10 protein-coding genes, 1 riboswitch and 1 other annotated feature are annotated in these 11,091 nt (G+C 38.1%); all 10 genes read left to right on the top strand.

The window, feature by feature from the left end; all coding sequences use genetic code 11:
• Positions 1-41: 41 nt before the first annotated feature.
• The 10 genes from hpaB to AC07YC_RS08570 all read left to right on the top strand — a co-directional run bounded on the left by hpaB (position 42) and on the right by AC07YC_RS08570 (position 11,085).
• On the top strand, positions 42-1,475 hold the full coding sequence (hpaB, locus tag AC07YC_RS08615; RefSeq protein ID WP_494919056.1) for a 4-hydroxyphenylacetate 3-monooxygenase, oxygenase component: 1,434 nt from the start codon (positions 42-44) through the stop codon (positions 1,473-1,475).
• 57 nt (positions 1,476-1,532) lie between these two features.
• Positions 1,533-1,697, top strand: a riboswitch (M-box (ykoK) riboswitch).
• 244 nt (positions 1,698-1,941) lie between these two features.
• The gene (gene corA / locus AC07YC_RS08610; protein WP_336635791.1) at positions 1,942-2,907 is read left to right on the top strand and encodes a magnesium/cobalt transporter CorA; all 966 of its coding nucleotides are present in this window, start codon (positions 1,942-1,944) and stop codon (positions 2,905-2,907) included.
• 67 nt (positions 2,908-2,974) lie between these two features.
• Positions 2,975-3,190 (top strand) — a binding site (T-box leader).
• 147 nt (positions 3,191-3,337) lie between these two features.
• On the top strand, positions 3,338-5,998 hold the full coding sequence (gene alaS / locus AC07YC_RS08605; RefSeq protein WP_494919055.1) for an alanine--tRNA ligase: 2,661 nt from the start codon (positions 3,338-3,340) through the stop codon (positions 5,996-5,998).
• 88 nt (positions 5,999-6,086) lie between these two features.
• Positions 6,087-6,353 carry an IreB family regulatory phosphoprotein gene (locus AC07YC_RS08600; RefSeq protein ID WP_004226839.1) on the top strand — a complete coding sequence of 89 codons (267 nt, stop codon included), beginning with the start codon at positions 6,087-6,089 and terminating at the stop codon, positions 6,351-6,353.
• Between the two features lie 2 nt (positions 6,354-6,355).
• Complete coding sequence (ruvX, locus tag AC07YC_RS08595; protein ID WP_008180957.1) at positions 6,356-6,772, top strand: Holliday junction resolvase RuvX; 417 nt, start codon at positions 6,356-6,358, stop codon at positions 6,770-6,772.
• 18 nt (positions 6,773-6,790) lie between these two features.
• Positions 6,791-7,099, top strand: coding sequence for a DUF1292 domain-containing protein (locus tag AC07YC_RS08590; RefSeq protein WP_008180955.1), 309 nt, complete (start codon positions 6,791-6,793; stop codon positions 7,097-7,099).
• A 176-nt stretch (positions 7,100-7,275) separates the two neighbouring features.
• Positions 7,276-7,803, top strand: a complete 528-nt coding sequence (locus AC07YC_RS08585) for a DUF1292 domain-containing protein (RefSeq protein WP_494919054.1) — start codon at positions 7,276-7,278, stop codon at positions 7,801-7,803.
• Between the two features lie 299 nt (positions 7,804-8,102).
• The gene (mltG, locus tag AC07YC_RS08580) at positions 8,103-9,230 is read left to right on the top strand and encodes an endolytic transglycosylase MltG (protein WP_336635788.1); all 1,128 of its coding nucleotides are present in this window, start codon (positions 8,103-8,105) and stop codon (positions 9,228-9,230) included.
• A 284-nt stretch (positions 9,231-9,514) separates the two neighbouring features.
• Entirely contained in the window at positions 9,515-10,147 is a 633-nt protein-coding gene (locus AC07YC_RS08575) for an O-methyltransferase (RefSeq protein ID WP_036221292.1), read from the top strand.
• Between the two features lie 5 nt (positions 10,148-10,152).
• Entirely contained in the window at positions 10,153-11,085 is a 933-nt protein-coding gene (locus tag AC07YC_RS08570; protein WP_336635787.1) for a peptidase U32 family protein, read from the top strand.
• Positions 11,086-11,091 lie beyond the last annotated feature (6 nt).

The following is an 11,091-nucleotide window of genomic DNA, read 5'->3' as shown; positions in this document are numbered from 1 at the left end:
ACATAAGTACAAAAACATAGGAAATGTTTAGGAGTGACAACATGCCAATAATGACAGGACAGCAGTATGTGGAACGTATCGATGCTTTAAATACGTATATTTCGATTGATGGGGAAGTTGTGACGGGCAAGGTGTCAGAGCATCCTGCATTTAAGGGAATCATGCAAAGTCAGGCAAAGCTTTTTAATTTACAACATCAAGAAGCATATCTTGAAAAAATGACATATGAATCGCCAACTAGCAAAGAGAGAGTCGGCATGTCTTTCCTTCAAGTCATGAGTCCCGAGGATCTGGTAAAAAGACGTATGGCCGCAAGAGAATGGGCTTTACAAACAAACGGTTTGATGGGAAGAAGTCCTGACTACATGAATACGACATTGATGGCTTTGGCATCAGCATCGAACTTTTTGAAAGATAAGCCGAATTGTTTTCCAGACCATTTGCTGAAGTTTTATGAATATGCCCGTGAAAATGATATTTCCATGACACATACTTTTATAGAGCCGCAAGTAAACCGCAAGCGTTTTTACTATGAGGATGAAGAAGTAACAATCGCTGCTAAAATTGTTGCAAAAACGGGTGAAGGCTTAGTCATTAAAGGAGCTAGATTACTAGCTACACAGGGAGGAATTACAGATGAACTTCTTGTTCTATCAACAAATGGCTTTGATGAAGGAAAAGGTTTTGGCTTTTCTATACCGAGTAACACAAAAGGCTTAAAGTTTTTATGTCGGCAATCTTTTGTCGGAGGAGATTCTAGGTTTGATCATCCTTTAAGTGCACGCTTTGAAGAAATGGATGCGATTGTTGTTTTTGATGATGTAGTTGTTCCGTGGGAGCGTGTATTTTATTATGAAAATGTTGAAGTAGCCAATCAATTTATGAATGTTAGTGGCTTCCAAGCGTATACATTGCATCATGTGCTGTCACGTCAAATTGCTAAGACCGAGTTCATCCTAGGGGTTGTACAAACGATTGTAGATACCATAAATATCGGGGATTATCAGCATGTCCATCAAAAAGTGGTAGATGTCATCGTAGCATTAGAAACGATGAAAGCACTGCAATTAAAATCAGAAATTGAGGCACAAAGGGATTCCTTTGGCTTTATAAGACCAGACCTATCGACATTACAGGTTGCTATTCATGTTTTCCCGAAAGTATATCCTACCTTTACAGATATCATCCAGCTACTTGGAGCAAGTGGATTAATGTCCATCCCGAGTGCAAAAGCTTTTGCAACAGATGATGGAGATCTTGATCATTATCTGCAATCATTTCAAGATAAAGGGGAGGAACGGGTGAAAAAGTTCCGTTTAGCTTGGGATTTAACGATGAGCAGTTTTGGCACAAGGCAAACGCTGTATGAACGATTTTTCTTTGGCGATCCTGTTCGTCTGTCAAGCCTACTCTATCAATCGTATAAGCGCGATCATTTAGTACAAAGAGTAGAAGACTTTTTGAAAAATGATTGATTAAAAGTTTGACAGTTGTGAAACTATCCGTTATTATGTACAGGAATAAAAAAATAAGACTCCCTTCGTTAGGTGAGGCTCCTATGTGGAGATACGCTACTACCCAAAAATGTCGAGAGACGCCAATGGGTCAACAGAAATCATCGAAATAAGGTGTTTTTTAACGTAGCTGGATAATTTCCTATGCCGCATAGTGCTAAAACTCAACGTTTGAAGGTTACAAATATGCAAAGTTTTTTTGCTATTTTTTGATATGTGTATTCAACACGCCTTCATTCGTAGAAGGCGTGTTTTTGTTATGAAAGGAAGGTGATGAGAAATGGATAGTAGTCCTGAACCGAGTAAGCATGAGGTAGGTAGTCAGCATTTATGGAGACAGCCGTCGTTTCTTATCGCCGGCACGGACAGAAGGTTTTAAACAATGACCTTTTGTTACTTTTTATAATAAAACACGAGGTGAAGTAACATGATTAAAATTCACTATTTCAATCACAATAGCAAAACAGTACAACACGATTTCAATATGAATGATTTACGACTTCCCATTCATAGCGAGGATTTATTATGGGTGGATTTATATGCGTATAGTCATAATGAATTAAATAATATAGCAGATGTATTTGGCTTTCATCCACTAGCAGTGGAGGATTGCTTACATGAAGGCTCACGCCCGAAAATGGATAGTTATGGGGATTATAAATTCTTCGTTTTCCATGCACCTATCTACAATGAAAAAAGTAACAATGAAATTACGACGGTCGAGTTAAATATTTTTATGGGACCCAATTATATTGTTACGGTCCATAAACAAAAATTACAATGGCTTGGCCATATAGAAAAAGTTTGTTTAAATAGTGCGAAATATTTGGAAAAAGGCACCGATTTTTTATTGCATACGATTATTGATGGAATTACAGATGAGTATTTCCCTGTATTAGAGAGAATTCGAGCACGAATTGATGAGCTAGAAGAAGAAGTTTATGATTATCAACCAAAAGTAGTAACAGAAGAATTCCTTTCATTAAAACGAACAATTATTTTAATTCGTCAGACTATCATGCCGCAACGAAGAATTTTTTCTACAATAAATGGCCAATGGAAATTTGATATACAAGAGGAAAATATCCCTTTCTATAAGGATTTAAATGATCATCTTGAACGGATTGTCGACTCCACTGAAACGTATCGAGACTTAGTTAACAGCACATTAGATACGTATTACTCCATTATTAGTGGCAAGTCTATTGAAAAGCTGAACTTATTAACCGTTATTTCTACAATTATGTTGCCTTTAACTGTTATTACTAGCTTCTTTGGCATGAATGTACCATTACCTTATCAAGAATCACCTATTACAACGATTGCATTGAGTGCCTTTTTAGTGTTATTTACATGGGGAATGTGGGCATACTTCAGAAGAATGATTGCTTAGGTATGATTTGTCGTATTAGTGCCAATTGACAGGTGAATAGATTTTTCTTATAATTTCGTTAGAAAAAGTAAACACGACGATGGAAAAAGTACGTAATTGCCCGTGTAGAAGAAAGGGATTTCTTGGCTGAAAAAATCCTCACATTGCAAATACCGAAAGCTACTCCGGAGTGCAGTTAATCCCTGCCGTTCACTGACGTTACAAGTGCTAAAGAGGTAAGTAAGAATTTTTACTTACAACTAGGGTGGTACCGCGAGACAGATAATAAGTCCTCGTCCCTTTTTGGGGATGAGGGCTTTTTTATTTTCATTTAGTAAAATAATTCCAATTATAGTGGTTGGTACCAATATTTGTTTGCAGGGAATAAATGGGTCGGCAAGGTCTGATTCATATCGTGATTTTACAATATAAACTAGGAGGAATTTATCCAATGAAAGCAGTAGATATTCGTCAAATGTATTTGGAATTTTTTAAAGAAAAGGGGCATCACCATGAACCGTCTGCGCCTCTAGTGCCAATCAATGATCCATCCCTACTTTGGATTAACTCAGGTGTTGCTACACTTAAACCGTATTTTGATGGTCGTGTTATTCCTGACAACCCTCGCATTACAAATGCACAAAAATCTATACGTACTAACGATATTGAAAATGTAGGTAAAACAGCTCGTCACCATACTTTCTTTGAAATGCTAGGAAACTTTTCTATTGGGGATTACTTCAAAAAAGAAGCTATTCATTATGCTTGGGAATTTTTAACGGATAAAAAGTGGATGGGTTTTGATCCTGAATTATTATCTATCACAATCCATCCTGAAGATCAGGAAGCATATAATGTTTGGCATCAAGAAATTGGTATTCCTGAAGAACGTTTAATTCGTTTAGAGGGGAACTTTTGGGATATTGGTGAAGGTCCATCTGGTCCAAACTCAGAGATTTTCTATGACCGCGGCGTAGAATACGGCTCAGACGAAAATGACCCAGAAATGTATCCAGGCGGGGAAAATGAACGTTATCTAGAAATTTGGAACCTAGTGTTCTCTCAATTCAACCATAATCCTGATGGTACGTATACACCACTACCAAAGCAAAATATTGATACTGGTATGGGACTAGAACGTATTGTCTCCGTGGTTCAAAATGTACCAACGAATTTCGATACGGATTTATTCATGCCTATCATTGAAAAAATTGAGGAATTTGCCAACCGTAAATACAAACGCCCAAGTGAAGTAGATTTAAATGAAATCTTTGGCTCTGAAGAAGATATAAATACGCCATTTAAAGTTATTGCAGACCACATTCGTACGGTTGCGTTTGCTATTGGTGACGGTGCGCTTCCTTCAAACGAAGGCCGTGGCTATGTATTACGTCGCTTACTACGTCGTGCTGTACGCTATGCAAAACAAATTGGTATTGAGAAACCATTTATGTTTGAATTGGTCCCAACAGTGGGCAAAATCATGGAAGGCTTCTATCCAGAGGTAACGGAAAAAAGTGAATTTATTCAACGCGTTATTAAAAATGAAGAAATCCGTTTCCATGAAACATTAGATGGTGGTCTTGCAATCTTTAATGAAGTAGCAGAATCACAAAAAGCGGCTGGTCATGATTTTATCCCAGGAGCAGATGCTTTCCGTTTATATGATACTTACGGTTTCCCAATCGAGTTAACGGAAGAATATGCAGAAGAAGTAGGGATGAAAGTCGATCATGAAGGCTTCGAAACGGCGATGGAGGAACAGCGTGAACGTGCGCGTGCGGCTCGTCAAGATGTTGACTCTATGCAAGTACAAAATGAAGTATTAGCAAACTTAACGGTTGCCAGCGAATTTGTTGGCTTTGACACATTAGTAGCTAATACTGAAATTGCTGCAATGATTGTGAATGGTCAAGTAGAAAAAGTAGCGTCTGAAGGCCAAGAAGCTTTAGTTATTTTAGCTCAAACACCATTCTATGCTGAAATGGGTGGTCAAATTGCCGATAGCGGTATCATCTCTAATGATAGCTTCACCGCTGTAGTAAAGGATGTTCAAAAGGCACCAAATGGTCAGCCACTCCATACAGTAGTTGTTGAATCAGGTGAAATGCATGTGGAAGATGCTGTCCAAGCAATTGTTAATCGTGATGATCGCAATTTAATTATTAAAAACCATACAGCGACACATATTATGCAACGTGCGTTAAAAGATGTATTAGGTGATCATGTCAACCAAGCTGGATCATATGTAGGCCCTGATCGTTTACGCTTTGACTTCTCTCACTTTGGTCAAGTGACTAAAGAGGAATTACAGCAAATTGAACGTATTGTAAATGAAAAAGTGTGGGATGATATAGAGGTCGTTATTGAAGAAATGGCCATTGATAAAGCGAAAGCTATGGGTGCAATGGCGTTATTCGGCGAAAAATATGGCGATGTTGTGCGTGTCGTTTCAATCGGAGACTATTCCATCGAGCTATGCGGTGGTATTCATGTAAAACGCTCTTCTGAAATTGGTTTCTTTAAAATTGTTTCAGAAGGTGGAATTGGTGCGGGTACTCGTCGTATTGAAGCTGTTACAGGTAAAGTGGCTTATGAAGTAGTCAAAGAAGAAGAAGCTCTTTTAAATGATGCAGCAGCATTGTTAAAAGCAAATCCTAAAGATATCGTAACAAAAGTACAAGCCTTACAAGGTGACTACAAAGAATTACAACGTGAAAATGAAGCATTATCTCAAAAAATTGCCAATGCTCAGGCTGGGGCAATTGTTGATGCAGCACAAACAATTGGAGATGTCACAGTTCTTTCTACAAAGGTAGAAGCAAAAGACAATAACCAACTGCGTCAGATGATGGATGATTTGAAGGCGAAAATGCCAAAGGCGGTTATCGTTCTTGGAGCAGTAGATGGCGATAAGGTTATGCTATGTGCTGGAGTATCCAAAGAATTAGTTGGTGGCAATTACCATGCTGGAAATATCGTGAAAATGGTTGCAGAAGCTTGTGGTGGTAAAGGTGGCGGTCGCCCTGATATGGCGATGGCAGGAGCTAAAGAAGCTTCCAAACTTGATGAAGCACTACTTTCTGTGTATGATTATGTTAAATCCATTTAATTAATTCACCAAAACATGTTATAATAAAGAGAAATTGGAGATGAGCTTGTTCGCACATCTCCTTATTTCTGAAAGCGAGGTGCTGGTCATGAGTTCATTTGATCAAACGATGAAATTTAATTTTCCAGAAGAATCAATGGAACAGGAAGTCAAGCAGGTAATGTTGAAAGTTCATTCTTCATTAGAGGAAAAGGGATATAACCCTATCAATCAGATTGTTGGTTACTTACTTTCTGGTGATCCGGCGTATATTCCTCGCCATCAGGATGCTCGTAATTTAATTCGCAAGCTTGAGCGTGACGAAATTCTAGAAGAGCTTGTTAAATTTTATATCAAAAAGAATAACGAGGACTAGAAATGAGAATTATGGGATTAGACGTTGGGTCGAAAACCGTTGGCGTTGCTGTTAGTGACGCACTTGGCTGGACTGCCCAAGGTATTGAAACCGTAAAAATTGATGAGGCTAATGGCGAGTTCGGTATCGATCGTATCGCTGAGCTAGTAAAGGAATATGCAATAACAGAATTTGTTGTAGGCTTCCCGAAAAACATGAATAATACGGTTGGACCGCGTGGAGAGGCTTCTGAAAACTATAAAACGTTATTGGAAGAAACGTTCTCACTACCGGTTAAATTATGGGATGAACGTTTAACAACGATGGCAGCAGAACGTATGCTAATCGAAGCAGATGTGAGTCGCAAAAAGCGCAAGCAAGTCATTGATAAAATGGCAGCTGTGATGATTTTACAAGGCTATTTAGATAGCAAAAATTAATTGATGAGGTGACTATACATGGCAAACGAGCATAACCATGAAGAAGAATTACACGTTCAACACATTACAGTGATTGATGAAAACGGAAACGAACAGCTTTGTGAAGTGATTCACGTACATGAATCTCCAGAATTTGGAAAATCATACGTATTTTACTCAATGGTAGGCGCAGAAGAAGATGAAGATGGCTCAGTTGAAATTTTCGTTTCTTCATTCGTACCGTCTGATAACGGTGAAGATGGTGAACTAACACCTATTGAAACTGAAGCAGAATGGGATATGGTAGAAGACGTATTAAACGCTTTAGAAGATGAAGACGAAGAATAAGAATAATCTTCTTTCTTAAAGCTTGGAACAAGGATCGCAGCTTGCAGTCCTTGTTCCTTTTTTATTGAAAATATGTAAATATCCGAATAATGGTGAGAAGCTGCTCGAAGATATTTAGTACGTGTAGAAGTAACTACTTAGTAAACGACATTAAACTGTCAGAAGGGGATAATCGAATGAATGAAGAAACGCAAGAATTTATAATAATCGATGAAAATGGGAAGGAACAACGTTGCCATGTGGTCTTTACATTTGATGCAGAGGATAAATCCTATGTGCTATTCTCTTTGTTGGATGCCAATGGTGAAGAAATTCCAGGAGATCTATCAGCGATGACTTTCGATTATGACGATAACAATGGCGAGATGACCAATCTACAGCCTGTCGAAACAGAAGCTGAATGGGAAATGATTAATGAGGTGGTATTAACACTTCTAGATGAATTTGAAGAAGAGCCACAGCTTATTACCGTGACAAATGAAGATGGAACGGATCAAGTTTGTGAGGTAATTCATACTTTTGCATCCGAGCAATTTGGTAAATCGTATGTATTATATGTGCCTGCCACAGATGAGCCAATGGATGAGCGTGAAATTTTTGCGGCTCAGTATCTGGCTGGAAATGACGGTGCCATCGAAGAGTTATTACCAATAGAAACAGATGAAGAATGGGTGTACGTTGAAGATATATTAAACGAACTATAAGAACTCTGAGTGGTTAGGAGCCACTCGGAGTTTTTTAGTTTTAGTAAAGAATCTTGCCATCAAGTTTAGATATTTCTATTACATTAAAAGAACATCTTAGAAGAGCAAGTATGACAGTCTGATAGTATTGTAAAGTGATTATATTAAAGCTATTTCACAAAGCTTTTAGCAAGACAATCTGCTGGCAAAAATAGCTGGCAGATTTTTTTATTTATGCAAATTCTCCTGAATTGTCGATTTCTGTTTGTCGTGATAGTTGATTTCTAGTATGATATTGGATAGTGATAGGGGGGAAACCCGTGGATAACGGTACTAAAAAACAAGAAATGTTTTCAAAAATGCAGGAAAAAAAATCAGAGGTAAAAATCGTGAGAAAAATCGTTGCCATTGTGGCAATTGTTTTTGTCCTCGTCATAGGGATTGTCGGTTTATTCGGGTACAATTATGTTAAGGGTGCTTTAAAACCACTGGATCCTGACGCGACAAAAGCAATTGTAGTAGAAGTACCAATCGGTTCTAGCTTGAGTTCTATTTCTACATTATTAGAGAAAAAAGGTGTTATTAAAGATGCGCGTGTTTTTAAATACTATGCAAAATTTAAAAACGAATCTCAATTCCAAGCAGGGAATTACGATTTAACGCAAGCGATGACATTTGATGAACTTATTGAAAGCTTAAAAACAGGGAAGGTATACCGAAAACCTGTCTTTACAATGACGATTCCTGAAGGCTTAACAATTGAGCAAATTGGGAAAGTTATTGAAAAGAAAACGCCATATACACAAAAGGAATTTATGGATTTAGTAACGAGTGACGCATTTGTTCAACAAATGATGGCCAACTACCCTGAGCTCGTAACGGATGCAGTGTTAGCTGACAATATTCGCTATGATTTAGAAGGCTATCTATATCCAGCTACTTACTCGTACTATGAGGAGAAACCATCTCTAGAAGCGATTGTTGAAGAAATGATAGGGGCTATGAACAATGTGGTGAAAAATTACAGTGATGTTTTAGTGGAAAAACAAATGTCCGTTCACCAACTGTTAACATTTGCATCATTATTGGAAGAAGAAGCTACTGCTCAAACAGATCGAGAGACAATAGCAAGTGTCTTCTATAATCGTATTGATGAAGGGATGCCACTACAAACAGACCCGACTGTTTTATATGCGCTTGGTGATCATAAAGATCGTGTCCTGTATGAAGACCTAGAAGTAGATAATGCCTATAATACTTACAAAAATAAAGGCTTACCACCAGGCCCAATTGCGGGTGCTGGAAAGACTTCTATTGAGGCGACATTAAACCCTAGTCAAACAGATTATTTCTATTTCTTAGCAGATAAAGAGGGTGTCAACCACTTCTCGAAAACATATGATGAACATTTACAGAAAGTAGAAAAATATTTACGAAAAGAAGAATAAGCGTTAGAAAAGAGTAAATGGCATAGAGCAAACATAGGAAGTAGAAGGAAAGAAAAATAGCTTTCCTTCTATTTTCATGCTATTATAAAGTGTGATTTTTGATCAATCCGTTTATTCGGGACAAATATGCGTGGTGGCAATTGTTTGAGCATGTCAAAAACAATTGCTCATTTTTGTATGGCAAAGTACCAAGACATCACGTTTGGTCTTTTTCTTTTTGTTGATAAATGATGAAGTACGGACAACGGCTACATGCACGTTGCCTTTTAATTGAGGGTGGAACAATGGAATTATCAGATGCATATATACAATCATTTATACAGCCACGTAATGAATTGCTTTTAGAAATGGAAGCATATGCGGAGGAGAATCATGTACCGATTATGCAACTTGCAGGTATTGATGCTTTAAATCAATTGTTGCGCATTCAAAATCCGCAAAAAATTTTAGAAATTGGCACGGCAATTGGTTATTCTGCTATTCGCATGGCAGAAGCTTTACCAAATGTCCATATCGTTACGATTGAACGCGATATAGAGCGTGTGACAAAAGCTAAAGCCTATATTGAACGCTCAACCGTATCTGATCGAATTAAGGTCATTGAAGGCGACGCTTTAGAGGTAGATGATAAGGCCATTGACACAGAGTTCGATGCAGTATTTATCGATGCCGCAAAGGGACAATATCAGCGCTTTTTTGAAAAGTATGCGCCCCTCGTAAAATCAGGCGGAGTCTTGTATATCGACAATATGTATATGCATGGCTTGTCAGATCTAGATTTGAAGGATGTCCCACGTCGAAAACGTACAATGATCCGCAATTTAAAAAACTTCACAGAATGGATAATGCAGCACCCAGATTACACCAGTGCTTTTTTACCAGTAGGTGACGGTTTATTACTATGCTTGAAGAGGTGACTACTATGAAAAAACCAGAATTGCTTGTGACACCACAATCATTAGAACATATTAAAGCACTTTTAGACGCTGGAGCGGATGCTTTTGTTATTGGTGAACAACAATTTGGTCTACGTCTAGCAGGAGAATTCTCAGTAGATGAGGTGGAAGAGGCAACGAAGCTCATTCACGGAGCGGGTAAAAAGGTTTATGTTGCAGTGAATGGCCTTTTCCATAATGAAAAACTGGAGGCACTTGCCGACTATTTAAAAGAAATGCAACGTATCGGTGTGGATCGTTTAATTTATGGCGACCCAGCAGTATTAATTATTCGTCGTGAGCAAGGCGTAACAATTCCATTGCATTGGAATCCTGAGACGACTGCAACAAACTGGTTTACGGCTAATTACTGGGGAAAACGCGGTGCGACTCGCGCAGTGTTAGCACGTGAGCTTTCTCTTGATGAGGTTTTAGAAATTAAAGAAAGTGCGGAATTAGAAATTGAAGTACAAGTACATGGTATGACTTGTATGTTCCAATCAAAACGCCCGCTTCTTGGCCATTATTTCTTATATCAAGATAAAGTGATGGAAATTGAAAATCGTAAAGATAATCGTAACATGTTCCTACATGATGATGAGCGCAATAATAAATATCCAATTTACGAAGATGTAAACGGTACTCATATTTTTAGTCCTAATGACATGTGTGTTATTGATGAACTTGGCGAATTATTCGAAGGTGGCATCGATGCCCTAAAAATTGAGGGTGTGCTTCATACTCCAGAATATGTGGTAACTGTGACGGAGGCCTATCGCAAAGCCATCGATGCATATTTTGACGAATCCGAAGAAGCATATGATGACATAAAAGATGAATTATTAGCAAAAATTGAAGATATTCAACCAGCCATTAGACCATTAGATACAGGCTTTATCTTCAAGGAAACCGTTTACTAAGAGGGG

Source organism: Lysinibacillus sp. GW247-5R2A (assembly GCF_059424475.1).
This window is presented reverse-complemented; position numbering and strand designations above follow the sequence as displayed.

Excerpts from the sequence above, each read along its gene's own strand:
- alaS (WP_494919055.1), top strand. The coding sequence starts at position 3,338 with ATGAAAGCAGTAGATATTCGTCAAATGTATTTGGAATTTTTTAAAGAA.
- corA (WP_336635791.1), top strand. The coding sequence starts at position 1,942 with ATGATTAAAATTCACTATTTCAATCACAATAGCAAAACAGTACAACAC.
- AC07YC_RS08600 (WP_004226839.1), top strand. The coding sequence starts at position 6,087 with ATGAGTTCATTTGATCAAACGATGAAATTTAATTTTCCAGAAGAATCA.
- AC07YC_RS08585 (WP_494919054.1), top strand. The coding sequence starts at position 7,276 with ATGAATGAAGAAACGCAAGAATTTATAATAATCGATGAAAATGGGAAG.
- AC07YC_RS08575 (WP_036221292.1), top strand. The coding sequence starts at position 9,515 with ATGGAATTATCAGATGCATATATACAATCATTTATACAGCCACGTAAT.
- ruvX (WP_008180957.1), top strand. The coding sequence starts at position 6,356 with ATGAGAATTATGGGATTAGACGTTGGGTCGAAAACCGTTGGCGTTGCT.
- AC07YC_RS08570 (WP_336635787.1), top strand. The coding sequence starts at position 10,153 with ATGAAAAAACCAGAATTGCTTGTGACACCACAATCATTAGAACATATT.
- hpaB (WP_494919056.1), top strand. The coding sequence starts at position 42 with ATGCCAATAATGACAGGACAGCAGTATGTGGAACGTATCGATGCTTTA.
- AC07YC_RS08590 (WP_008180955.1), top strand. The coding sequence starts at position 6,791 with ATGGCAAACGAGCATAACCATGAAGAAGAATTACACGTTCAACACATT.